Raw genomic sequence first — 23268 nt, 5'->3', positions numbered from 1 at the left:
CTCCCTCAGATCAGATCGAAGTACTCGCGCTGCTCCCAGTCGGAGACGTGCGCGAGGTAGCGGGCGAACTCGCGGCGCTTGAGCGTCGCGTACCAGGAGATCACCGGGGCGCCGAGCGCGGCGGTGAACGCCGGATCGGCCTCCAGCGCGGTCAGCGCCTCGGCCAGCGAGGCCGGCAGCCGGGGCGCGTCGGCGGCGTACGGATCCTGCACCGCCGGCGGCGGGGCGAGCCGCCGGTCGATCCCGTCCAGGCCACTGACCAGCTGCGACGCGATATACAGGTACGGATTGGCGGCCGGCTCGCCGCACCGGTTCTCCAGCCGTACGCCGGTGTCGGAGCCGGCACCGACGGCCCGGACCATAGCCCCCTTGTTGTCGACCCCCCAGGCCACCCGGTCCGGCGCGAGGGAAAACGGCAGGTAGCGCTTGTAGCCGTTGACCGTCGGGGTGGCGAAGGCGGCTGCCGCACCGGCGTGCTCCAGCAGACCGGCGAGGTAGTGCCCGGCGACCGGGGAGAGCGCCTCCCCCGGCGTGACCGGGTCGAACGCCGCCGTGCCGGTGGCCAGCTCGCGCAGCGACTGGTGCAGGTGCCACCCGGTGGAGGCGGTCTGGGCACCGGCCGGGCGGGACATGAACGTGGCGTGGTAGCCGTGCCGGCGGCAGAGCTGGCGGATCGCCGAGCGGGCCAGCAGCACCTGGTCGGCGGCGACCGCCGCGTCCCCGGCGGTCATGGTGATCTCGAACTGGCTCGGCCCGAACTCCAGCTCCAGGGAGCGCAGCGGCAGGTCGAGCCGGGTCAGCCCGTGGTGCAGCAGTTGGACGACCTCGTCGGCGCGGTCCAGCCCGTCCTCGTGCAGCAGTTGCGCGCCCCGGCTCAGCGGCCGGGCGCCGCTGGCCCGGCCGGGCGCACCCGGCCGGCCGACCTGGTCGTCGTCGAGCCCGCCGTCGGTGGGACCGTCGGTGGCGAAGACGTGGAACTCCAGCTCGGCGCCGACGGTCATCGCGTACCCGGCGGCGGCCAACCGGTCGAGCTGCGTGCGCAGCAGGCCACGGGTGCAGAACGGCACCGCGGCACCGTCGGGGAACCGCAGGTCGCACAGCAACCAGCCGGTCCGTGGCGCCCACGGCAGCACCCGGAACGTGGTCGGGTCGGGCACCAGCACGATGTCCCCGGCACCGGCGAACCCGCTCACCCCGACGCCGGTGTCGGCGGCGAAGACCGGGAAGACCGACGCGCCGGACGGGTCCTTGAGCAGCAGCGACGACGGCGCGGTCACGCCGGACCGCAGTGCCGTGGCGGCGGCTTCCCGGGTCAGCGTCTTGCCACGCAGCACGCCGTGCTGGTCGGCGAAAGAGAACCGGATCAGCTCGATACCGAGCTCGTCGACGACCCGGCGCAGCTGGCCGGCGGCGGCGTACTGGGTGTCGGTCCACAGCTGGTGACGGTCGATGAAGCCGCCCCGGTCGGCGGCGAGCATCGGCACCACGCGGCGGCCGTCCCCGCCGTCGGCGACGGGCCGTTCGTCGAGGCTACGCATCGCCGGCCGCCGACCGCGTCGGAGCGCCGACCGCCGACCGCGACGGGGTGCCGGCCCACGGGGAGCCGGCCCGCCGCTGCGCCTCACGTTCGCGCCAGGTCTGCTCCCAGCCGTCGGTCGGGGCCACGGTGTCGACGGCGAGCGGGCCGGTCAGCTCGGCGGCCGCAGCCTCGTCGGCCGGGCGGGCCGGGACCGGGTTGCCGGCCTCGAAGGCGTCAATGGCGCGCAGCAGCAGCCGGCGGTTCGCGGTCACCGCCCGGTCGGAGACACCGAGTCGCTCCACGGTGCGGTCCTGGATCGGGCCCATGCTCTCCACCGCCCACTGGTCGTGGACGTTGATGTCCAGCCCCATTCCGGTGTAGGTCAGGTCCCGCTGCTCGGCCGGGTCGAAGCCCCAGTTGTTGGCCCGGTTGCGCAGCGGCCGGTAGTCCGGCAGGGAGACCTCGTCGAGCCGCTGGGCGAGCAGGGTCTGCTTGTCGGTCGGCTCGGCGAAGTCGTAAAAGATCATGTACCAGTAGTGGTGGTAGTCGTCGATCGGCACGTGCCACTGGCAGAAAACCTTGTCGTTGCCGAACGGGACCACGAACGCGTTGGGGAAGACCAGGTTCGTGATGCGTACGTGGCGGATCTCGTCGGTGAGCTGGCGCAGCGCGTACACCCGCAGGCCGTGCTCGGCCTGCTCGACCTCGATGTCCGGCCGGTAGGCGTCGCCGACCAGCTTGGACAGCTTCTGCCCGGTGCCGGCGACCTCCTCGCTGAACTGCTGGCCGTAGACGTCGCGCGGATCCTCGTCGATGAACCGGTGCAGGAACGAGACGTGGCTGGGGTCGATGCCGCCCTCGACGCCCTGCAGCCAGTTGCACTCCCACAGCCCTTTGAAGGCGAAGGTGTACTCGTCGGGTGCCTGGAAGCAGTCGTAGTGCGGCATCGGCGGCGGGTCGCCCTCGCCGAGGTAGGCGAAGACGATGCCGTTGCGCTCGACGCACGGGTAGCTGGGGATGCGCACCTTGCTGGCGAAGGTGCTGTGCGGCGGCTCGGCCGGCTGCTCCAGGCAGCGCCCGTCCGGCCCGTACAGCCAACCGTGGTAGAGGCAGCGCAGCCCGCCGTCCTCGTGCCGGCCGTACGCCAGGTCGACGCCCCGGTGCGCGCAGAACCGCCCGACCAGCGACCAGCCGCCGTCGGCCTGCTTGAACAGCACCAGGTCCTCGCCGAGCAGCCGGACCGGTTTGACCGGCCGCTGCGGGTCCATCTCCGACACCAGCGCCGCCGGCTGCCAGTACGCGCGCATCAGCCGGCCGAGCGGTGTGCCCGGCCCGGAGCGGGTGATCCGCTCGTTCTCCTCGCGCCGCAGCATGGCACCCCTCTCAGCTAGGCATCCGATCCAGCATGCATTGGATCCAATCCTGGCATAGATGTGGGCGGCGCGATAGTTGCAGCATCCCGCTATCTGCGGAATCGCGGACGGTCACTCCAGCGTCACCGCCGGTCCGCTCGATCTGCTGGCGCTCGCCCGCACCACGAACCGGTCAGCGCCGACCCACGCCCGGACCAGCGCCGACACCAGCACGTCGGCCAGCCGCAACCGGCGGGCCAGGCGGAACAACCCGGACGACCGACCGGCGAACAGCGGCCACGTCAAAGCCCTGGAGTCGAGGCACATCCGGGTGGTGGCCCGGATCCCGTGACGGGCCGCCAGGACATGCTGGTCCGAGAACGGAAAAGGGAAGACGGTACGGCGACCGACCCCGGGCAACTCGACCCGCGTCCGACGCGGCCAGCACCGGCCGTGCGCACCGACGCGGTCGCGGCCTGCTCGACGATCCACCGCACCGAGTCACGACCGTGCGGGTCGCCGGTGCCGAGCATCAGCGCCAACACCACCCTCGTACCGGCGGCGATCAGCCGGTTCCGCGCCCGGCACCCGGACGTCTTCGGCCGATCCTGCTGGTGTCGCACCCGCTGCTGTCGCGCCCGCCGTCGGCGACGGGGTCGACCTGACGGACGAGGAGCTGCTGGTCGCCCTCCCCGCCGGGCACAGGCTGGCCGGCGTCGACCGGGTACGGCTGACCGACCTGGCCGGCGAGACGTGGATCGACTGCGCGTACCCGGGCTGTCTGGGGCCGCTGACCGCACTGGCCGACGCCCTCGGCGGCCCGCCCCGGATCGCCTTCCACTGCGTTGACTTCCTCCCCGCCCTGAAGGGACGGGGATTCCCTGGGTCGCCCCAGGGGGTTCCTGCTTCACCGACGACCGCCCCGTCCGAGAGGAGGACTCCCGGTGAGGTCTCACACCGCCTCCACAGGCAGTCACGGAGAGCCCCTCCGCGAGAATGTTCCGGGCCGCGTTCACGTCCCGGTCATGGGCCTGCCCGCACCGGCAGGTCCACGACCGGACCGCCAACGGCAGGTGTTCAGCCAGTACGCCACAGCCCGAGCACAGTCGGGTCGACGGGAACCAGCGGTCCACGACCACCAGATCCCGGCCGTACCAGTCCGCTCTGTACCCCAGCATGCTGCGGAACTGCCGCCAGCCCGCGTCCGAGACGGCGCGGGCCAGACTGTGACTGGCCATCATGTTGCGGACGGCCAGGTCCTCGATCACGATCGTCTGGGTTTCACGAACGAGCCGGGTGGTCAACTTGTGCAGGTGGTCGCGGCGGCGGTCGGCGATCCGGGCATGAACCCGGGCCACCGCCAGCCGGGCCTTGGCCCGGTTCGCCGAGCCTCTGGCCTTGCGTGCGAGGTTCCGCTGGGCCCGGGCCAGCCGCCGCCGGTCACGGCGTTCATGTCTCGGGTTGGGGATCTTCTCCCCGGTGGACAGGGTGAACAGGCTGTCGAGGCCGGCGTCGACCCCCACCACGGCGTGTGATGACTGGCACGGCAAGCAGGCTCTGGTTGCTGCCGGCACCGGCATCATGCTGGTGCCCGCGCTCGCCTGGGGCACGGCCCATCCAGGCCGTCACCGTCATGCTCGCCATGCTCCGCGAGCTGATCGCTGCGGCGCGGTGACGTCACCGCCCAGATCGCCGCCGAGCTGTCGCTCACCCGCATCGCCGAGGCGCTGCGGCTGGCCGAGTCCGGCACCGTCGCCGGCAAGGTCGTCCTGACCCCCTGACCGATTCCGGCGAACGCCTGTACCGCCGCTAGCCGCCGGGCCGAGGCACCCACCAGTCGCCGAGCACAATGTGCAGCACCATGGTCAGCAGACTGATCCCGAGGGCCGCGAGCAACCCGAACGCGAAGCCGAGCAGGCCGGTGTACCGACGCTGGTTGACGCCGACCACACCAGGCAACGCCGCCGCCCTGCCCGACCACGGAAGCTCCAGACCCAGCCACCACAGCAGACCGAGCCCGAACGGGGCCAGGAAGACCAGCCAGAACCAGTACCACCGGGTGCCCAGCGCCGGAGCCGGCCCACCGACCAGCACCACCAGGAAGGTCACCAGCAGCACGAAACCGATCTGGGTACCGACCCGCACGGCGGACTGCACGCCGCCGACCCGCTGTTCCAGGCCGGCGGCGCGCAGGTCCCGGGCCAGGGCGGCCGCGCCCGGTCCTGCGTAGCTGCCGCCGCCGTCGGCAGCAGCAGCGGTCACCGCGCCGAAGGTCGCGGTGTTGGTCCAGCGCACTCGGCCGTCGGCGGTACGCCACCCGAACAGCGGGCCGAGTTGACCCGACGACCGCAGCTCGGCGACGTCGAACCATCCGCGTCGACTCCGGTCCCAACTGTCACCCCACTGGTACGCCACCACCCGACCCGCTGCCACGTCCGCCCTTGCCTGGTCGTAGTCGTGCTGCCGGGGGGCCGTCCACCAGGCGGTCGCCGCCGCGACCAGCCACAGCAGGACGATCACCAGCCGCAGCACCGTCCACCATGCAACGGCAGGTACGACCGCCAGCCCGCGTGAACCGTCACTCATGGACGCATTGTCGCAACACCTGACCAGCCGCGGCCGACCTCGTCAACCACCGCGCGGGCGTACCGTCAGGTTGCCAAGACGGCGGAGACCAGTGCCGCTGCGCTGGGCGGCAACCCGATGCGCCTTCGATGACCCTGATGTCAGTTGGTCGGCACCGGTGACAGGTGGGCGCGTTCGCCCTGGGCGCCGAAGAGGGTGAGTGTCTCCGCCGGTTGGGCGTCGGCACTGCCGATCCAGTGCGGCGTACGGGTGTCGAACTCGGCGGCCTCACCCGGGTCGAGCTGGAACTCCTGGTCGCCGAGGACGAACCGGACCCGCCCGTTGAGCACGTAGAACCATTCGTACCCGTCGTGGGTCTGCTGTTTCATGGTGGGTGACCGGCCGGCCGGCGGGTAGACCACCTTGTATGCCTGGACGCCGCCGGCCCGCCGGGTCAGCGGCACGATGGTCAGCCCGGAGCGTCGGATCGGCCGCAGGTGGATCCGCGGGTCGCCGGTGGGTGGGGCGGCGACCAGGTCGTCGAGCGGTACGCCGTGGGCCCGCGCCAGCGGCAGCAGCTGCTCCAACGTCGGGCGGAGTTTGCCGTTCTCCAAGCGGGACAGCGTGCTCGTGGTCAGACCGGTCTCTTCGGCCAGGCCGGCCAGGGTGACGCCGCGTGCCCGGCGCAGGGCACGCAGCCGAGGGCCGACCCCGGCGAGGACGTCCGCTGCGGTGACGTTCATGGCACCCATGATGCGGATCGGCAACTCTTCTTGCAATTGCCGTGCAGTGGTCCGGATGCTGTCCCCGAAGGAGGCAACCGATGAATGGATGGCAGGGCCCGCAGCTGGGTGCCGATCCCGAGTCGTTCTGGGAGGGGCTGCACCGCAGCCTGACCGCCTCGGACCGACCGACCAACTCACAGCTCGTCGAGACCGCCGGGGCGCTGACGCCGGGCGCCGCCCTGGATCTGGGCTGTGGTGGCGGCGGCGACAGCATCTGGCTGGCCCGACAAGGCTGGCAGGTCACGGCCGTGGACATCTCCGCTACGGCCGTTGCCCGCGTCGTGGCAAAGGCCGACGAGCTCGGCCTCGGCGACCGGGTCACCGGTGAACGGCACGATCTGGCGGACAGCTTCCCGGCCGGGACGTTCGACCTGATCAACGCGCAGTACTTCCACACGCCGTTCGCGCTGGACCGGGGCCGGGTGCTGCGTACCGCCGCGTTGGCCCTGCGGCCCGGCGGCCGGCTGCTGGTCGTCGACCACGGATCCACCGCCCCCTGGTCGTGGAATCAGGACCCGGACGCCCACTTCCCCACCCCGGACGAGGTGGCCACCGGCCTCGATCTCGATCCGCGGCAGTGGCAGGTGCTGCGGGCGGACATGCCGCAGCGGCGGGCCACCGGGCCGGCCGGTCAGACCGCGATGGTCACCGACAACGTGCTGCTCATCCGGCGCGACGGAGAGATCGGCTGATGCCACCCGCACCGCGACCATCAGCAGGGCCACCGGCCGCCGGGGCGCGGCCATGCACGGGATCGATCGGGTTTGCCCGCTGTCGCGTCGGGCTGCTTACCGCCGCGAAACACGCCAGAAGCACGACGTCCCTACGTCCCGTCCATGGATCCGGCGTTGGATAAAGGACTGGACGCACCTCCGCGAGCACAGGCCGGTGAGCACGCCTACACCGAGCTGAAGCGGCGGCTGCTGGTCGGCGACTTCCCGCTCAGGATCCGGCTCGGCGAGGAGCGGCCGGCCACCTTGCTGTCGGTGTCGCGTACCCCGGTTCGTTAGGCCCTGACCCGGTTGCACTCCGAGCGGCTCGTCGAACGCCTGCCGGACGGCGGCTACGTGCCGACGGCGTCCAATCTGGTCGAGGTCCGGCAGTTGTACGAGGTCCGCCGAGCGTTGGAGCTGGCGACGCTGCACCGGCCGGTCGAGACCGGTGAACCACACGATCCGGCCGTCGTCGAGCCCCTGCGTGACGACTGGCTGGTGCTGCGCCGCGACACTCCGGAGCCGGATCCCGGCTTCGTGCTGCCCGACTCCGCTCCGCCGAGCGGATCGACCGGACGACCACGCAGCACCTCGGCATCCTGGAGGCCGTCCTCGGTGGCGACCTCGACACCGCCCACCGGGAATTCACGATGCATCTGGGGGAATCCGTCGCCGTCGTCGAGCAACGGGCCGCGCAGGCCCTGACCCGGATGATGGCCGTCGAGACAAGGCCGCTGCCCTGACCGCCGTGGCGACGCCGGCGGACAGCACCACCGCACTGCTGTCGGGCCGCCCTCGCCGGCCTGCCGAACCCGCCGGCGGTCAGGTTAACCGGCGCAGGATCTCCTTGACCAGCGGGCCGAGCCGGGCGGCGGCCCCGTGGCCCGGATCCCAGGTGCAGGCGACGCCGACGGCGGCCACCCGCCCGGTGTCAAGCACGGCGGTCACCGCCCGGCGCGTCGTCGGCGACGCCGACCCGCAGGCGGGCGCCGCGGCCATCGACCGACGAGCCGTCCACCGGACGGTCACCCCGGCGGCCACGACTGTCACGAGACTGCGACGACTCATGATCACGCAGTCTCACCAACCGCCGGCGGCCGGAACAACCACCCCCGGGCCGGCTTGTCCCGCCGACCGGCCAGCTCGGCGGGACTATCGTCACCGCGCGACGCTCATCCGGGTCGCCCGGTCAGCCCTTGGTGGCACCGGCGGTGAGCCCGCCGATCAGCTGACGTTCGGCGATCGAGTAGAAGGCCAGCGCCGGGACCATCGCCAGCACGACGTACGCCAGCACCTTGGCGCTGTCGTCGGCGTACTGGCCCTGGAACTCCTGCACGCCCACCGGGATGGTCCACCAGTTCGGGTCGTTGAACACCACCAGCGGAAGCATGAAGTTGTTCCAGCTGGCCACGATGGCGAGCACCGACACGGTGGCGATCGCCGGCCGGGCCATCGGCAGCAGGATCCGCCAGAAGAAGCCGAACGGCGTACAGCCGTCGAGGATCGCCGACTCCTCCAGCTCCCCCGGTATGGCCCGGAAGAACGACCGCAGGATGATGATCGTCACCGGCAGGCCGAACGCGGCCTGCGGCAGGATCACCCCGAGCGGGTTGTCCAGCAGACCCATGGTGCGCAGCAGGATGAACAGCGGCAGGATGGCGACCGCGAACGGGAACATCAGCCCGATCGTGAAGAACAGGAACAGCAGTTCCCGCCCCCGGAACGCGTACCGGGCGAAGACGAACGACGCCAGTGCCGCCACCCCGACCACGATCACCGCGGTGGCCAGCGCGATCAGCGTGCTGTTGAACAGCTGCCGCCAGAACGATCCGGAGCCGAGAATCTCGAGGTAGTTCTCCGGTATCCACGGCGACGGCAGACCGAACGGGCTGTTGGACAGCTGGCGGTTGTCCTTGAACCCGCCGAGCAGCGCGAAGGCGATCGGTACCACGATGATCAGCCCGACGATGATCGAGACGGTGTGCAACGACAGGGACCGGGCCGGGCCGGGCAGCCGCGACACCCGGTCGCCACCCCGGTCGGCCCGCTGCGGCCGGGGCCGTGCGGTACGAGTCGGGGCGCTCATCGCTGGTCCCCCATGGTGGTCATCGCTCCTTCGAGGTCGCGGCGCAGGATGAAGCGTTGATACAGCACGGCGAAGGCCAGGCTGATCAGGAACATCGCGATGCTGATCGCGCTGGCGTAACCCACCTCGAAGCGCCGGAACCCGTACTGGAACATGGTCACCGCCATGGTCTCCGACGCGTTCAGCGGACCACCGCCGGTGAGCACCCAGACCAGGTCGAACAGCTGGATGCTGCCGATCACGGCCAGGAACATCGAGATCCGGATAGTCGGGGCCAGCAGCGGCAGCGTGACGTGCCGGAAGATCTGCCAGCCGCCGGCTCCGTCGGTCGCCGCCGCCTCGTGCAGTTCCCGGGGGATGTTCTGTCTGCCGGCGAGCAGCAGGACCATGTGGAAGCCGAAGTACTTCCAGGTCATCACCAGGAACACCGAGTACAGCACGGTCGACGGGTCGGACAGCCAGGTCGAGCTCAGGCTCTCCAGGCCGACCAGGCCCAGCACGTGGTTGGCCAGGCCCCGGTTCGGGCTGAAGACCATGGTGAACAGGACCGCGGTGATGACCTCGGACAGCACGTACGGGGCGAAGAACAGCACCCGGTAGACCGCCCGGCCGCGCAGCTTCTGGTTCAGCAGCAGGGCCAGCCCCAATGCGAGCGGCAGCTGGACGGTGACCGACAGCACCACCAGCAGGGCCCCGCGTCGCAGGTCGCCGATGAAGACCGGGTCGTCGAGCAGCCGGACGAAGTTGTCCAGGCCGATGAAGTCGGTCGGTAGGCCGCCGAACCCGTTCCAGCGGAACAGACTGGTGTACGCCGCGACCAGGATCGGGACGACGACCAGCACGCCGAACAGCACCAGCGCCGGCAGCAGGAACAGGCCGATGGTGATCCGGTCGCTGATCCGGCGACGTCTCAGGTTGCGGTCCATCGTCGCCGGTCAGCGCTGAGCGACGACGGTGACGGCCTCGGCGACCTGCTCCGGGGTCATCTGCCCAGCGATCAGTTCGGCGACCCGGTCGTTGACCTCCTGGCCGACCGCCGGTGCGTACGCCTGGTCCAGGTAGAGCTGGAAGTTGCTGGCGTCGGCCAGGGTCTCGGCGACGGCGGCGAGGTTGGGGTCCTCGATCGCGGCCTCGGCGCCGATGGTGACCGGCAGGAACGCGCCGGTTGCGGCGGCCCGGCGCTGCTTGTCCACCTGGCTGATGAACTCCAGGAACCGGATCGCGTCCGGCGAGGCGTCGCGGCCGATGGCGAACCCGCCGCCGCCGCCGAACGCGTCGGAGGCCGATCCCTGACCGCCGTCGACCACCGGGAACGGGAAGAAGCCGAGGTCGGTGCCGATCCCGCCCTCGACGCCGGACGCCTCCTCCTGGACGGCCGGGGCCCACTGGCCCATCAGCTCCATCGCCGCGTCGCCGTTGCCCATCGCCGCGGCCTGGCCGTCGGGTTCACCGTACGACGCGCCGAGGAAGCCCTCCTGGAATGGTTCGAGGGCGACCAGCTCGGCGAGCCGTTCGCCGGCGCCGATGAACGCCGAGGTGGTGAAGTTGTTGTCCTCGCCGGCCTGGCTCAGCGCCTCGACGCCGCCGATGCGCATCGCGAGGTAGGCCCAGTAGTAGTGGCCGGGCCACTTCTCGCCGCCGGCCAGCGCGATCGGTGTGATCCCGGCTGACCTGAGTCGGCCGACGACCTCGAGGTACTCGGCCCAGGTCTGCGGCGGTGCGGTGATGCCGGCGTCGGCGAACAGCGCCTTGTTGTACCAGAAGCCGACCATACCGATGTCGAACGGGACGCCGTAAAGTCGTCCGTCGATCTCGTACGGCAACGTCGAGGCCGGCTGCAGGATGTCCCGCCAGGGGGCGACCGCGTCGGTGATGTCCTGGCACAGCCCGGCCTCGACCTGCTGCCGGAGAACGCCACCGCCCCAGGTGTGGTAGATGTCCGGCGGGTCGCCGGCCTGGGTGACCGTTGTCAGCCTGGCCTTGAACGCCTCGTTCTCCAGCGGGGTGATGGTGATGCCGACGCCTTCGTTCTGCGCTTGGAACTCCTCGGCGAACGCCGCCCAGACAGGCAGCATCGGGTCGGTGTTCTGGATGTGCCACCACTCGATGCCCGCACTGTCGCTTCCGGAGTCGCCGCACGCGCCGAGCGCGACCGCGCCGGCTCCGAGGCCGGCAAGGCTCAGCAGCGTACGGCGGGAGAAGTGGATCGGTGTCGCCATGTGCCGTCCCCTCAGGTAAGCGGCGAGCGTGGTCCCACCCACCGCTGAATGCCGAGCAATCGACCGGTGTCACCGAAAATTTCACCTGCGGAACGCCATGAATTGGTGACGTTGCGCACGCTACGACGGCGTTGCCGCTCGGTCAAGACCCGGTTTCCACACAACGACCGTCGTCAACGGGCCGCAGAAGCCTCCTCGAGTGGCATACTTTCCGGAAAACTGCCGAAGATCTCGCCAGCCGAGCCCGGAGGACCACCGATGCCGACCGACACGACCGACGTGGCCACCTCGGCCCGGGTCATCACCAACCCCGTGCTGCGCGGGTTCTACCCCGACCCGTCGGTGCTGCGCGTCGGCGACGACTACTACCTGGCCACGTCGACCTTCGAGTGGTACCCGGGCGTGACCCTGCACCACTCACGCGACCTGGTGCACTGGCGCCCGCTCGACGGGATACTCACCGAACGACGACTGCTGGACCTGACCGGTGCCGGGGACTCGTGCGGGGTGTGGGCACCCGATCTGACGTACGCCCACGGCTTGTTCCACCTGGTCTACAGCGACGTCGCCAGCTTCGCCAGCGGCTACTGGGATCCGCAGAACTACCTCATCACCGCCCCGTCGATCGACGGACCGTGGTCCGACCCGGTGCCGCTGCACGCCCACGGCTTCGACGCGTCGCTGTTCCACGACGACGACGGCAGCACCTGGCTGCTGGCGATGACGGCCGACTGGCGGCCGGGCCACGACCGGTTCGGTGGCATCGAGATCCAGCGCTACGACCGCGACGCCCGGCGCCTGGTCGGCGACCCGGTCACCATTTTCACCGGCACGCCGACCGGGCTCACCGAAGGACCGCACATCTACCGGCACGACGGGTGGTACTACCTGGTCACCGCCGAGGGCGGCACCAGCTGGGAGCACCAGGTGACCGTCGCCCGGTCCCGCGCCCTGCTCGGGCCGTACGAGGCCGACCCGGCCGGGCCGATGCTCACCTCCGCCGGCCGCCCCGAACTGACCCTGCAGAAGGCCGGGCACGGCAGCCTGGTGCGGACCCAGCGCGGCGAGTGGTACCTCGCCCACCTGGTCGGTCGCCCCTACACCCCGCTGGGGCGGTGCGTCCTCGGCCGGGAAACCGCGATCCAGCGGGTCGACTGGTCCGCCGACGGCTGGCCGCGGGTCGCCGGTCAGGTCCCGGCCGAACAGGTGCCCGCCCCCGACCTGCCGGCGCACCCCTGGCCCGCCGAGCCGTCCACCGACCACTTCGACGCCGCGACCCTCGGCCCGCGCTGGTCGACCCTGCGCCGACCGGCCGGGCCGGACTGGACCGACCTGACCAGCCGCCCGTCACACCTGCGGATCGTCGGCGGCCAGTCCCCGGTCGGACGGCAACGCCCCAGCCTGGTCGCCCGCCGGGTGACCGCACCGAACTGCGTCTTCGAGACGCTCGTCGAGTTCCGCGCGGCCACCCCCCGCCAGCTTGCCGGGGTGACCGGCTACTACAACACCGAGAACTGGCACTACGCCTATCTGACCCGCACCGACGACGGTCGCCAGGAGCTGCAGCTGCTCAGCTGCGACAGCGGCCGCCGACAGTCCCACCCGCAGGCCAGCGTCGACGTCACCGACGTCGCACGGCTCGGGCTGCAGGTGGTGTTCGACGGCCCGGTGCTGAGGTTCGGCTACCACCGGGGCGACCACTGGCGCGAGCTGCCGGTCGAGCTGGACGCCACCATCCTGTCCGACGAGTACGCCGCCCGGATGACCGACGGCGAGCCGGAGGCCTGGGGCTTCACCGGCGCGTTCGTCGGGCTCTGGGTGCAGGACATCGGCAACGACGGCGGGTACGCCGACTTCGACCACGCCACCTACCGGGAGCTGTGAGCGACGGGCCGGGTTACCGGGCACCACCGTTGACGTACAGCGTCTGCCCGCTGACGTAGGACGCGTCCTCGCTGGCCAGGAAGGCGATCACCGAGGCGATCTCAGCCGGCTGGCCGACCCGGCGCAGCGGCGTCTGCTCCGCGACCTGCCGGCGGTGCTCGTCCGGGTCGACCCCGATCCGGGCGGCCACCGCCGCGGTCATCGACGTCGCCACATAGCCGGGTGCGACCGCGTTCACGTTGATGCCGTACGGCCCCAGCTCGATCGCCAGGGTGGCGGTGAGCCCCTGCACGCCGGCTTTGGCTGCGGCGTAGTTGACCTGGCCACGGTTGCCCAGCGCCGACCGGCTGCTCAGGTTGACGATCCTGCCGTAGCGGGCCGGCACCATGTGCCGCTGCGCCGCCCGGCAGCAGTGGAACATGCTGGACAGGTTGGTGCGCAGCACCGCGTCCCAGTCGTCGGCCGGCATTCGGAACAGCAGGTTGTCCCGGGTGATCCCGGCGTTGTTGACCAGGATGTCGAGCCGCCCGTGCGCGGCGACCGTCTGGTCGACCATCGCGTCGACGGCGACCGGGTCGGTCACGTCACAGCCGACCGCGACCGCGCTGCCGCCGGCCGCGACGATCTCGTCGACCACCGGACCGGCCCGCTCGGCGGTCAGGTCGACCACCGCCACCGTGGCGCCCTCGGCGGCCAACCGCCGGGCGGTGGCTGCCCCGATACCCTGCGCGGCTCCGGTGACCAGGGCGACCCGGTCGGCGAATCTGTCCATCGAAGCGGCTCCTTCGGCGCTGGGGTGAACCGGCGGGGGTGTTCGCCGGTGCGGACCCTCGGGTCGGCGCAGACCATTGTGCCCGGTGCCGGACGGTCGTTCACGGAGTGGGATCGCGGGCGTCGTAGTGGGCGAACGTCGGCTGGTGGCGGGCCAGCGCCGCCAGCACCACCAGGCAGGCCAGGCCACCGGCGACCGCCGCGACCGCCTCACCGGTCAGCTGCGCGGTGACGCCGAGCACCAACTGGCCCAGCTGCGGGCCACCGGCGACCACCACGATGAACACCCCCTGCAGCCGACCGCGCAGCGCGTCCGGCGTCGCCGCCTGCAGGATCGTCATCCGGAACACCGAGCTGACCGCGTCTGCCGCGCCGGCCAGCAGCAGCACCGCCACCGCCGCCCACAGCAGCGGATGCGCACCACCGCCCGGTGCCGGCCCCGGCGCCGCCACGACGATCAGCCCGAACACGGTGATCGCCACCGCCCAGCCGGCCACCGACACCAGCACCGCCAGGCCCTGCCGGCGCACCGCACCCAGCGGCCCGGAGAGCAGGCTCGCCGCCAGGGTGCCGCCGGCGATGCCGGCAGTGAGCAGCCCCACCGTGGTGGCCCCGCCGCCGAGCGCGGTCGCGCCGATCGCCGGGAACAGCACCCGGGGCATGGCCAGCACCATCGCCGCCAGGTCGACCAGGAACGTCATCCGCACGTTCGGCCGGGTGCCGAGGAACCGCAGGCCTTCCCAGACCGAGGCGAGCCCGGCCCGGCGGACCTCGCCTTCCGGTGGGATCGACGGCAACGCCACCAGGGTGGCCAGGGCCACCGCCACCAACGCCACCTCGATCAGGTAGGTCCCGGGGTAGCCCCACCAGCCGACCAGCACCCCGGCCAGCAACGACCCGGCCGTGTAGGCCACACCCATGGACAGGTTGGACAGGGCGTTCGCCGCCGGCAGCAGGCCGATCGGCAGCAGCCTCGGCACGATCGCGGTACGGGCCGGATTGTTGATCGCGAACAGCCCGTTCTGCGCCGCGACCAGGCCGTACAGCAGCCCGACGCTGCCGACGTCGAACAGCGCCTGCCCGGTGAAACCCATCCCGACCAGCAACAGGCCGGTGGAGGTGGCAACCACCACCCGCCGCCGGTCGTACGCGTCGACCAACGCACCGCCGTACAGGCCCAGCGCCACCAGCGGCACCAGCGCGAAGAACCCGACCAGGCCGACGTTGAATGTGGAACCGGTGAGGTCGTAGACCTGCAGACCAACCGCCACCGTGGTCAGGCTGGTGCCGATGCCGGACAGCGAGGCGCCGAGCCACATCCGGCGGTACGGCGCGCTGGCCCGCAACGGGCCGAGGTCGATCAGGAGACTGGGCACCAGTGGATCATGCCTCGCGCCGCCGCCCGCAATGACGTGTGCCGAGTCACCCGCCAGCGACCGACGGGACCACCTGCACCTGGGCACCGGCCGGGACCGGGGTGTCCAGACCGCCGCTGTGCCGGTGGTCGGCACCGTCGACGTAGACGTTCACGTACCGCCGGATCTGGCCCTGCTCGTCGCGGATCCGGCGGGCGAGTCGCGGCCAGCGGCGGGTCACCTCGTCGAGGACCGCCCGCAGCGTGCCGTCGGCGTCGACGGTGAGCCGGGCCTGCCCACCGCTGTCCGCCCGCAGCGCGCCCGGCACCAGCAGCGTCACCACCTCACACCACCGCGGCCCGGACACAGAGCACGTCCGGCAGGCCGGTGGCGACCGGTTGCCAGGAATCGCCCTCGTCACGGCTGGCGAACACGTCCCCGCTGCGGGTGCCGAAGTAGACCCCGGCGGTCGACGCGTCGTCGGTGGTCAGCGCGTCACGCAGCACCGCCGGATAGTACGGGTGCTGCGGCAGCCCGGCGGTCAGCGGCTGCCAGGTGGCACCGGCGTCGGCGGACCGGAACACCCGGCACCGGTCGTCGACCGGGAACCGCCGCGAGTCGGCGACCAGCGGGAACGTGTAGATCACCCCGGACCGGTGCGGGTGGGTGGCGATCGGGAAGCCGAAGTCGCTGGGCAGGCCGTCGGCGATCGACGACCAGGTGGCGCCGGCGTCGTCGGAGCGGTAGACGCCGTGGTGGTTCTGCGCGTACAGCCGGTCCGGGTCGACGGCGTCCCGGGCCACCTTGTGCACACACTGGCCGAACTCGGGCCACTCGTCGGGCAGGAAGTACGCGCGGATGCCGGTGTTGCCGGGTGCCCAGCTCGCCCCGGCGTCGGCGGACCGGTAGACGCCGCCGGTGGACATGGCGACCAGCAGCGCGGCCGGGTCGCGCGGGTCGGGCAGGACGGTGTGGATCGCCTGGCCGCCGAAGCCGGCCTCCCACTGCGGCCGGTGCGGGTGCTCCCACAACGGCCGGACCAGCTCGAAGCTGGCCCCGCCGTCGGTCGACCGGAACAACGCCGAGGGTTGGCTGCCGGCGTACACCACGTCGGGCTCGGCGGCCGACGCCGGCGTGAGCTGCCAGACCCGCTCCAGGGCGGCCCCGGTGTCGCCCGGGAAGGCGACCGGCGGCTGCTCCGGCTCGGACCAGGTGCGCCCGAGGTCGTCGCTGGTCGCGACGCTTGGCCCGTAGTGCGAACTGGCCACCGAGGCGAGCAGCCGGGGCACCGCCCGGCGTTTGTCGATCGCCACCGCGTACACCGCGGTCATCGCAAAGTGCGGGCCGCTGACCTGCCAGCCGCGCCGGTCGTCGGTGCTGGTCGCGAGGAACAGACCTTTCTCCGTGCCGATCGCGAGCAGCGCCCCGGCATTCGGTGTCCCCATCGATTCCCCTCCTGGTCACCTCTGGTCACCGGCCGGCGACGTCGCCGGCCCGAACCGGAGTATGCCGAGACGGACCGACAGTTCAGGTCAGGTCAGCGGGGGTGGCGAGCTGGGCGTCAGTCGGGATCGGCCGTGCGGGCGAAGCCGTACCGCTCGGCGTGGTCGGGGTCGGCCGGGTCGATCTGGCGCAGCCCTTCGTCGGCCAACCGCTTGTTGATCTCGTCAAGGTGGTCGCGGACCAGCCGGGCCTCGTCGTCGGTGGTCTTGCCGCGGTGCGGTTTGCCGGCGTGCTCCAGGGTCGCGTAGTCAACCCGCTCGGCGGCCTTGCGGCTGGCCTTGGCCGGTTTGACCCGCTCGGCGGTACGCAGCAGCTGGGCCATCGGCACGTCGGTGGCGAGCGAGTCGAACTCGCTGGCGGTCAGTACCACCCGACGCGGCTCGCCGTCGCCCTGTCCGTCGTGGATCTCCACGACGGCGACGTCGAGCGCCGCGTCGTCGATGCTCTCCACCTCGTCCGGCCGGGCCTCCAGCCGCACCGGACCGGCGACCAGGTCGGGGTGTTCGAGGACGACGATCCGCACCAGCTCGTCCGCCGAGTCCAGCACGGCACCACTGAAATCGGAGACGTACACCGTCTTCCTGCCCATGTCGAAACATCTCCCGTCGGTCCGGATCGCTGCCGGCGTCCGCTGGCGGCGGAGCCGGTCACCGAAGCTACCCGACAGGTGTGCGAAGACCGCAACAGCCGGGTCACTGGTGTGTCCGACCGGGCCGGCTAGAATCAGCCGGGTGCCCGGACCGGGCCACGGGTAGGATCACCACGAGGTCGAGAGGCGCTGCGACGGGCCGCGAGAAGCCCGCCACGCTCGGCCACGATCACGGCCCCTGATCGGGCGTGATCACCAGACAAGGGCGCCTCCGAGCTACCAGCGGAGGTGTCAGATGAGTCATGTGTCACGTGCCGGCGACAGCGAGCGGGCGCTGCGGGAGCTGCTGAGTCAGCGGATCGCGGTGCTCGACGGCGCCTGGGGCACCATGCTGCAGGGCGCCGGTCTCACCCCGGCCGACTATCGCGGCGACCGGTTCGTCGACCACCCCCGGGACGTCACCGGCGACCCGGACCTGCTCAACCTGACCCGCCCGGACGTCATCCTCGACGTACATCGGCAGTATCTCGCCGCTGGCGCGGACATCACCACCACCAACACGTTCACCGCGACCAGCATCGCCCAGGCCGACTACGGGCTGGAGGCGTACGTGCCGGAAATGAACCTGCGCGGCGCGCAGCTGGCCCGGCAGGCGGCCGACGAGTTCGGCGGCCGGTTCGTGGCCGGCTCGGTCGGCCCGCTCAACGTCACGCTGTCGCTGTCGCCCCGGGTGGAGGATCCGGCCTACCGCGCGGTCACCTTCGACCGGGTCAAGGCGACGTACGCCGAACAGCTGACGGCGCTCGCCGAGGGCGGCGTCGACCTGCTGCTCATCGAGACGATCTTCGACACGTTGAACGCGAAGGCGGCAATCGCGGCGGCCCGCGAAGTCGTGCCGCAGCTGCCGCTGTGGATCTCGGTGACCATCGTCGACCTGTCCGGACGAACCCTGTCCGGGCAGACCGTCGAGGCGTTCTGGCGCTCCGTCGAGCACGCCCGGCCGCTGGTCGTCGGAGTGAACTGCTCGCTCGGCGCGACCGAGATGCGCCCGCACGTGGCCGAGTTGGCCCGCATCTCGGACAGCTATGTCGCCTCCCACCCGAACGCCGGCCTGCCGAACGCGTTCGGCGGCTACGACCAGACCCCCGACGAGACGGGCGCGCTGGTCGGCGAGTTTGTCGACAGTGCGATGGTCAACCTGGTCGGCGGGTGCTGCGGCACCACACCGGCGCATATCACCCGGATCGCCGAGGCGGTCGCCGGGAAGGCACCGCGGCAGCTGCCGCAGCCGGTGCGGACCAGCCGGTTCAGCGGCCTGGAGCCGTTCGAGATCGGCCCGGACACCGGGTTCGTGATGATCGGTGAGCGGACCAACGTGACCGGTTCGGCGAAGTTCCGGCGGCTGATCGAGGCAGGCGACTTCCAGGCCGCCGTCGACGTGGCGCTGGACCAGGTCCGAGGCGGGGCGAACCTGCTCGACGTCAACATGGACGCCGACCTGCTCGACAGCGAGCAGGCGATGGTGACCTTCCTCAACCTGATCGCCACCGAGCCCGAGGTGGCCCGGATTCCGATCATGATCGACAGCTCGCGGTGGAGCGTGCTGGAGGCCGGCCTCAAGTGCGTACAGGGCAAGGCCGTGGTCAACTCGATCAGCCTCAAGGAGGGCGAGGAGGTCTTCCTCGACCAGGCCCGCAAGATCCGGGCGTACGGGGCCGGCGTGGTGGTGATGGCCTTCGACGAGCAGGGCCAGGCCGACACCACCGAACGCAAGGTCGACATCTGCGCCCGCGCGTACGACCTGCTCACCGGGAAGGCCGGCTTCGACCCGACCGACATCATCTTCGACCCGAACGTGCTGGCCGTCGCCACCGGCATCAGCGAACACAACGGGTACGCCAAGGCGTTCATCGACGCGCTGCCGCTGATCAAGCAGCGCTGCCCGGGTGCCCGCACCAGCGGTGGCATCTCCAACCTGTCGTTCTCGTTCCGCGGCAACGACGTGGTCCGCGAGGCGATGCACTCGGCGTTCCTACTGCACGCCGTACGGGCCGGGCTGGACATGGGCATCGTCAACGCCGGGCAGCTCGCCGTCTACCAGGACATCCCGGCCGACCTGCTGGAGCTGGTCGAGGACGTACTGTTCGACCGCCGTCCGGACGCCACCGACCGGCTGGTGACGTTCGCCGGCACCGTCTCCGGCTCCGGCACGAAGCGCGCCGTCGACCTGTCCTGGCGGGACGCCCCGGTCGCCGACCGGCTGTCGCACGCGCTGGTGCACGGCATCGTCGATTTCATCGAGGCCGACACCGAGGAGGCCCGCCAACTGGCGGCCCGGCCGCTCGAGGTGATCGAGGGGCCGTTGATGGACGGCATGAAGGTCGTCGGTGACCTGTTCGGATCGGGCAAGATGTTCCTGCCTCAGGTGGTCAAGAGCGCCCGGGTGATGAAACGGTCGGTGGCCTACCTGGAGCCGTTCCTGGAGGCGGAGAAGGAACAGGCCCGGCAGGACGCCGCGAACGCACCGGACGGGCAGCAGGAGGCCGCGGCGACCGCCGGCGAGGGCGGGCCGGGCACCGTGGTGCTGGCCACGGTCAAAGGCGACGTGCACGACATCGGCAAGAACATCGTCGGGGTGGTGCTGGGCTGCAACAACTACCGGGTGATCGACCTCGGAGTGATGGTGCCGGCCGCGAAGATCCTGGACACCGCGGTCGCCGAGAACGCCGACGCGGTCGGGCTGTCCGGCCTGATCACCCCGTCGCTGGACGAGATGGTCACGGTCGCCGGGGAGATGCAGCGGCGCGGGCTGAAACTGCCGCTGCTGATCGGCGGGGCCACCACCTCCCGGCAGCACACCGCAGTACGGATCGCACCGGCGTACGACGGCAGCACCGTGCACGTGCTCGACGCGTCCCGGGTGGTCGGGGTGGTCTCCGACCTGCTCAGCGCCGACCGGGTGGAGCGGTTCGACAGCGACAACCGGGCCGAGCAGGACCGGCTGCGCGAGCAGCACACCAACCGGCGGCAGCCGCTGCTCACCCTGGCCCAGGCCCGGGCCAACGCGGAGCCGGTGTCCTTCGACGATCTGCCGGTGCCGGCGTTCACCGGCGTACGGTACGTCGAGCCCCGCCTCGACGAGCTGCGGCCGATGATCGACTGGCAGTTCCTCTTCCTCGCCTGGGAGCTCAAGGGCAAGTACCCGGCGATCCTGGACCAGCCGGTCGCCCGCGAACTGTTCGACGACGCCAACACGATGCTCGACCAGATCATCGCCGACGGTTCGCTGCGGGCCCACGGCGTGTACGGCTTCTGGCCGGCCCATTCCGAGGGCGACGACCTGGTTGTCGCCGCCGGACAGGCCGACCCGCCGGGCGGCGGCACCGACAACGACCGGCCGGTACGGATCCCGATGCTGCGCCAGCAGACCACCAAACCCGCCGGGCGGCCGAACCGCTGCCTCGCCGACTACGTGGCACCGGCCGGGGACCATCTCGGTGGCTTCGCGGTGGCCGTGCACGGCGCGGAGGAGCTGGCCGCCGGATACGAGGCTGCCCAGGACGACTATCGGGCGATCATGGTGAAGGCGCTGGCGGACCGGCTGGCCGAGGCGTTCGCCGAACACCTGCATCTGCGGGCCCGACGGGACTGGTACGAACCGGACGCCGACCCGGATGTGGCCGACCTGCACGCCGAGCGGTTCCGCGGCATCCGGCCGGCGCTGGGCTACCCGGCCAGCCCGGACCACAGCGAAAAGTGGCAGCTGTTCGACCTGCTGGGCGCCGGGCGGGCCGGGATCGAGCTGACCGAGTCCGGGGCGATGACCCCGGCGGCCAGCGTCAGCGGCCTGCTCTTCGCCCACCCGGCGTCGCGGTACTTCACCGTCGGACGGATCGGCCGGGACCAGGCCGAGGACTACGCGGCCCGGCGTGGGATGCCGCTCGCCGAGGTGGAGCGCTGGCTGCGCCCCAACCTCGGCTACGAGACCGACTGAAACCGCGCCGCGCGGGCTGGGGAGGAATCAGCCCGCGGCGGTGAGGTCCGAACAGTCGGTCTCGTCCGGCAGCAGCGGGCGCAGGGTCACCGTCCACCGCTTACCCGCCGACGTCCACGGGGTGGCGGTGGTCGCGTCCGCCGCTGCGGACCGCAGCTCTTCCAGCGCCTCCCCGGTGACCGTCACGCAGCCGAGGTCGAGCGTCTCGGACAGCGATTCGCCGGGCAGTTCCGGGCCGGGCCAGGCCACCTCGGGCTGGCTGGCGTCGACCGGCTCGTCGACCGCCACCCACGGCTCGGCGACCGCGGCGATCGCGTGCGCGACGTACGGCTCGGAGTCCTCCGGTGCCGCGCCGACACCGCCGGACAGCTCGGTGAGCGAGTCGGCGAAGTCCCGCAGCTTGTCCCGGGCGGCGACCTGCTCGTCGGTCAGCCCGGCGTCGCCGGAGGTGTCGTCGGACAACGCGTACACCTCGAGTTGTTCGACGCCGTCCTCGGTCAGCACGGTGAACCGGGTCGATGTCGCGTCGGCCACCGGCGGCCGGCCCAGGTCCTGCTCGGTGCCGACCCCGGCGGCCAGCGCCTGCTTGACCAGCTCGTCGACCTGCTCCGCGCTGATCGTCTGGACCTGCAGGTTCGGCATGGCCGGACCGGGGTAGACCAGGATGGTGGGGCCCTGGGTGATCACTCGGCCGTCGGCGTACACACTGACTACCGGCAGCCGGGTCAGCAACGCCGCCGGCATGGTGAAACCGCCGGTGTGGTCCACCCGTAGGACCAGCGTGTCGGCCGGCAACGACGACCCGCCGGCAGTGCCGTCGGTGGACGAGTCGGTGCCCGGGTTCTGTCCGCACGCGGCGGTGAGCAGCAACAGGGAGGCAGCGGTGGCCGCCGCCCGTACGCCTCGAAGAATCGTCATGTCTGCTGAGACGTCGCTCGATCCCGATCGGTTCCACCCCAACCGGTTTTGTTCCCACCCGCCGGATCCGGGCCGGCGGACGCCGGGGCCGGGGCCGGTACGGCGTAGCCGGCCGTCCCCAGCATCAGGGCCATGGTGACCGCTGCCGTTCCGGCGATCCCCGCCGCGCTGCCCGCGTACGCCACGAACAGCCGCCGACGGCTCAGCGCCTCCAGCGGCAGCCCGGCCACCTGGTCGGTCACCGCCATCGCGGCCCCGGCCGCCGCCAGCAGTCCGACCCCGGCGAGCAGCAGCAGCGCCAGCGACATCGGGTGGTGTTCGCTCGGGCGCAGCCCGTCGTCCGGCGACCGGGCCAGCGTGAGCGCGAGCATCCCGGCCGCCGCCCACCCCCCGACGACCAGCAGCGCCGCCACCGCGTCGCTGGGCCGGTGCCAGCCGGCGGACAGGGTGGCGACCCCGGCGGCCGCCGCGTAGCCGGCACCGGCGAGGGCGCCGATGCCGCGCAGTGCCGCCGGCAGCACCAGGACCAGCGCCACCGCGACCGAGGCGGCAACCGTGGTGTGCCCGCTGGGCAGGCTGTTGGCCGAGTTCGCGTCGACCGGGTCGACCCCGAACGACGGCCGGGCGACGGCGTACTTCACCCACTGGGTGGTCAGGTTGGAGCCGGCGATCACCCCGGTGGCGACCACCGCCAGCAGGACCCGGCCCCGGATCAGCGCGATGAACCCGATCACTCCGGTGGCCAGGGCGAGCGAGGCCACCGAGACCACACCGAGCACCGTGCTCGCCGGCCCGTACGCCTCGTCCTGGCCGATCGAGTTGCCGGTCAGCGCGATGGTGTCCAGCCACTGGCCGCGCCAGGTCCGCACGAAGACCCACCAGACCACGCCGAAGGCCGCAGTCTGGCCGGCGGCCAGCAGAAGGCACCAGACGCCCAGGAGAACCGCGCCGCGACTGCGCATGCCGTCACGGTAGCCGCCCGGCCCGGCTCCCGCGCTCGGTCAGAACGTCCCGC

21 protein-coding genes are annotated in these 23268 nt (G+C 71.7%); 5 read left to right on the top strand and 16 right to left on the bottom strand.

The window, feature by feature from the left end:
- Positions 1 to 5: 5 nt before the first annotated feature.
- The 5 genes from O7543_RS27915 to O7543_RS27895 all read right to left on the bottom strand — a co-directional run bounded on the left by O7543_RS27915 (position 6) and on the right by O7543_RS27895 (position 6179).
- The gene (locus tag O7543_RS27915; RefSeq protein WP_281551131.1) at positions 6 to 1538 is read right to left on the bottom strand and encodes a glutamine synthetase family protein; all 1533 of its coding nucleotides are present in this window, start codon (positions 1536 to 1538) and stop codon (positions 6 to 8) included.
- Positions 1531 to 2892 (bottom strand): aromatic ring-hydroxylating dioxygenase subunit alpha, encoded by a 1362-nt coding sequence (locus tag O7543_RS27910; protein ID WP_281551132.1) that lies wholly within the window; start codon positions 2890 to 2892, stop codon positions 1531 to 1533. The genes O7543_RS27915 and O7543_RS27910 overlap by 8 nt, the downstream gene beginning before the upstream one ends.
- A 111-nt stretch (positions 2893 to 3003) precedes the next feature.
- The gene (locus tag O7543_RS27905; protein ID WP_281567293.1) at positions 3004 to 3177 is read right to left on the bottom strand and encodes a hypothetical protein; all 174 of its coding nucleotides are present in this window, start codon (positions 3175 to 3177) and stop codon (positions 3004 to 3006) included.
- Positions 3178 to 4680: 1503 nt separating this feature from the next.
- Complete coding sequence (locus O7543_RS27900) at positions 4681 to 5457, bottom strand: hypothetical protein (RefSeq protein WP_281551134.1); 777 nt, start codon at positions 5455 to 5457, stop codon at positions 4681 to 4683.
- A gap of 140 nt (positions 5458 to 5597) precedes the next feature.
- Entirely contained in the window at positions 5598 to 6179 is a 582-nt protein-coding gene (locus O7543_RS27895) for an XRE family transcriptional regulator (protein ID WP_281551135.1), read from the bottom strand.
- An 80-nt stretch (positions 6180 to 6259) separates the two neighbouring features.
- On the opposite strand from O7543_RS27895, the gene O7543_RS27890 reads away from it, so the two are divergent.
- From O7543_RS27890 to O7543_RS27880, 3 genes are all read left to right on the top strand, one after another.
- Positions 6260 to 6913, top strand: coding sequence for a class I SAM-dependent methyltransferase (locus O7543_RS27890; RefSeq protein ID WP_281551136.1), 654 nt, complete (start codon positions 6260 to 6262; stop codon positions 6911 to 6913).
- Between the two features lie 156 nt (positions 6914 to 7069).
- Entirely contained in the window at positions 7070 to 7231 is a 162-nt protein-coding gene (locus O7543_RS27885) for a hypothetical protein (RefSeq protein WP_281551137.1), read from the top strand.
- 12 nt (positions 7232 to 7243) lie between these two features.
- Positions 7244 to 7639, top strand: a complete 396-nt coding sequence (locus tag O7543_RS27880) for a hypothetical protein (RefSeq protein WP_281551138.1) — start codon at positions 7244 to 7246, stop codon at positions 7637 to 7639.
- A 117-nt stretch (positions 7640 to 7756) separates the two neighbouring features.
- On the opposite strand, the gene O7543_RS27875 is transcribed toward O7543_RS27880, so the two are convergent.
- The 4 genes from O7543_RS27875 to O7543_RS27860 all read right to left on the bottom strand — a co-directional run bounded on the left by O7543_RS27875 (position 7757) and on the right by O7543_RS27860 (position 11239).
- Entirely contained in the window at positions 7757 to 7882 is a 126-nt protein-coding gene (locus O7543_RS27875; protein WP_281551139.1) for a hypothetical protein, read from the bottom strand.
- Between the two features lie 241 nt (positions 7883 to 8123).
- The gene (locus O7543_RS27870; RefSeq protein ID WP_281551140.1) at positions 8124 to 9020 is read right to left on the bottom strand and encodes a carbohydrate ABC transporter permease; all 897 of its coding nucleotides are present in this window, start codon (positions 9018 to 9020) and stop codon (positions 8124 to 8126) included.
- Positions 9017 to 9946 carry a sugar ABC transporter permease gene (locus O7543_RS27865; RefSeq protein ID WP_281551141.1) on the bottom strand — a complete coding sequence of 310 codons (930 nt, stop codon included), beginning with the start codon at positions 9944 to 9946 and terminating at the stop codon, positions 9017 to 9019. Before O7543_RS27865 ends, O7543_RS27870 begins: the two co-directional genes overlap by 4 nt.
- A gap of 9 nt (positions 9947 to 9955) precedes the next feature.
- Positions 9956 to 11239 carry an extracellular solute-binding protein gene (locus O7543_RS27860; protein ID WP_281551142.1) on the bottom strand — a complete coding sequence of 428 codons (1284 nt, stop codon included), beginning with the start codon at positions 11237 to 11239 and terminating at the stop codon, positions 9956 to 9958.
- Positions 11240 to 11497: 258 nt separating this feature from the next.
- On the opposite strand from O7543_RS27860, the gene O7543_RS27855 reads away from it, so the two are divergent.
- Positions 11498 to 13123: a glycoside hydrolase family 43 protein gene (locus O7543_RS27855; protein ID WP_281551143.1), complete on the top strand. Its 1626-nt coding sequence runs from the start codon at positions 11498 to 11500 to the stop codon at positions 13121 to 13123.
- 13 nt (positions 13124 to 13136) lie between these two features.
- Here the strand turns inward: O7543_RS27855 and O7543_RS27850 are convergent, their stop codons facing one another.
- The 5 genes from O7543_RS27850 to O7543_RS27830 all read right to left on the bottom strand — a co-directional run bounded on the left by O7543_RS27850 (position 13137) and on the right by O7543_RS27830 (position 17341).
- A complete protein-coding gene (locus O7543_RS27850; RefSeq protein WP_281551144.1) occupies positions 13137 to 13895 on the bottom strand; it encodes a beta-ketoacyl-ACP reductase in 759 nt (252 codons plus the stop codon).
- A 100-nt stretch (positions 13896 to 13995) separates the two neighbouring features.
- Entirely contained in the window at positions 13996 to 15270 is a 1275-nt protein-coding gene (locus O7543_RS27845; protein ID WP_281551145.1) for an MFS transporter, read from the bottom strand.
- A 46-nt stretch (positions 15271 to 15316) separates the two neighbouring features.
- Positions 15317 to 15592, bottom strand: a complete 276-nt coding sequence (locus tag O7543_RS27840; RefSeq protein ID WP_281551146.1) for a ubiquitin-like small modifier protein 1 — start codon at positions 15590 to 15592, stop codon at positions 15317 to 15319.
- A gap of 1 nt (position 15593) precedes the next feature.
- Positions 15594 to 16694 carry a sialidase family protein gene (locus O7543_RS27835; protein ID WP_281551147.1) on the bottom strand — a complete coding sequence of 367 codons (1101 nt, stop codon included), beginning with the start codon at positions 16692 to 16694 and terminating at the stop codon, positions 15594 to 15596.
- A 116-nt stretch (positions 16695 to 16810) separates the two neighbouring features.
- Positions 16811 to 17341, bottom strand: coding sequence for a hypothetical protein (locus O7543_RS27830; RefSeq protein WP_281551148.1), 531 nt, complete (start codon positions 17339 to 17341; stop codon positions 16811 to 16813).
- Between the two features lie 295 nt (positions 17342 to 17636).
- Between O7543_RS27830 and metH the strand changes: the two genes are divergently transcribed.
- Positions 17637 to 21335 carry a methionine synthase gene (metH, locus tag O7543_RS27825; protein WP_281551149.1) on the top strand — a complete coding sequence of 1233 codons (3699 nt, stop codon included), beginning with the start codon at positions 17637 to 17639 and terminating at the stop codon, positions 21333 to 21335.
- A gap of 27 nt (positions 21336 to 21362) precedes the next feature.
- Here the strand turns inward: metH and O7543_RS27820 are convergent, their stop codons facing one another.
- Together O7543_RS27820 and O7543_RS27815 are read right to left on the bottom strand one after the other, a co-directional pair.
- Positions 21363 to 22253, bottom strand: coding sequence for a hypothetical protein (locus O7543_RS27820; RefSeq protein WP_281551150.1), 891 nt, complete (start codon positions 22251 to 22253; stop codon positions 21363 to 21365).
- Positions 22250 to 23215 carry a phosphatase PAP2 family protein gene (locus O7543_RS27815; protein ID WP_281551151.1) on the bottom strand — a complete coding sequence of 322 codons (966 nt, stop codon included), beginning with the start codon at positions 23213 to 23215 and terminating at the stop codon, positions 22250 to 22252. The genes O7543_RS27820 and O7543_RS27815 overlap by 4 nt, the downstream gene beginning before the upstream one ends.
- Positions 23216 to 23268: the final 53 nt, after the last annotated feature.

The organism is Solwaraspora sp. WMMA2080 (assembly GCF_027497395.1).
Classification (GTDB): domain Bacteria; phylum Actinomycetota; class Actinomycetes; order Mycobacteriales; family Micromonosporaceae; genus Micromonospora_E.
This window is presented reverse-complemented; position numbering and strand designations above follow the sequence as displayed.

Bases quoted from the DNA above. Each gene is read 5' to 3' on its own strand.
- O7543_RS27915 (WP_281551131.1), bottom strand. From the start codon at position 1,538: ATGCGTAGCCTCGACGAACGGCCCGTCGCCGACGGCGGGGACGGCCGC.
- O7543_RS27910 (WP_281551132.1), bottom strand. From the start codon at position 2,892: ATGCTGCGGCGCGAGGAGAACGAGCGGATCACCCGCTCCGGGCCGGGC.
- O7543_RS27900 (WP_281551134.1), bottom strand. From the start codon at position 5,457: ATGAGTGACGGTTCACGCGGGCTGGCGGTCGTACCTGCCGTTGCATGG.
- O7543_RS27895 (WP_281551135.1), bottom strand. From the start codon at position 6,179: ATGAACGTCACCGCAGCGGACGTCCTCGCCGGGGTCGGCCCTCGGCTG.
- O7543_RS27890 (WP_281551136.1), top strand. From the start codon at position 6,260: ATGAATGGATGGCAGGGCCCGCAGCTGGGTGCCGATCCCGAGTCGTTC.
- O7543_RS27870 (WP_281551140.1), bottom strand. From the start codon at position 9,020: ATGAGCGCCCCGACTCGTACCGCACGGCCCCGGCCGCAGCGGGCCGAC.
- O7543_RS27865 (WP_281551141.1), bottom strand. From the start codon at position 9,946: ATGGACCGCAACCTGAGACGTCGCCGGATCAGCGACCGGATCACCATC.
- O7543_RS27860 (WP_281551142.1), bottom strand. From the start codon at position 11,239: ATGGCGACACCGATCCACTTCTCCCGCCGTACGCTGCTGAGCCTTGCC.
- O7543_RS27855 (WP_281551143.1), top strand. From the start codon at position 11,498: ATGCCGACCGACACGACCGACGTGGCCACCTCGGCCCGGGTCATCACC.
- O7543_RS27850 (WP_281551144.1), bottom strand. From the start codon at position 13,895: ATGGACAGATTCGCCGACCGGGTCGCCCTGGTCACCGGAGCCGCGCAG.
- O7543_RS27835 (WP_281551147.1), bottom strand. From the start codon at position 16,694: ATGGGGACACCGAATGCCGGGGCGCTGCTCGCGATCGGCACGGAGAAA.
- O7543_RS27830 (WP_281551148.1), bottom strand. From the start codon at position 17,341: ATGGGCAGGAAGACGGTGTACGTCTCCGATTTCAGTGGTGCCGTGCTG.
- metH (WP_281551149.1), top strand. From the start codon at position 17,637: ATGAGTCATGTGTCACGTGCCGGCGACAGCGAGCGGGCGCTGCGGGAG.
- O7543_RS27820 (WP_281551150.1), bottom strand. From the start codon at position 22,253: ATGACGATTCTTCGAGGCGTACGGGCGGCGGCCACCGCTGCCTCCCTG.
- O7543_RS27815 (WP_281551151.1), bottom strand. From the start codon at position 23,215: ATGCGCAGTCGCGGCGCGGTTCTCCTGGGCGTCTGGTGCCTTCTGCTG.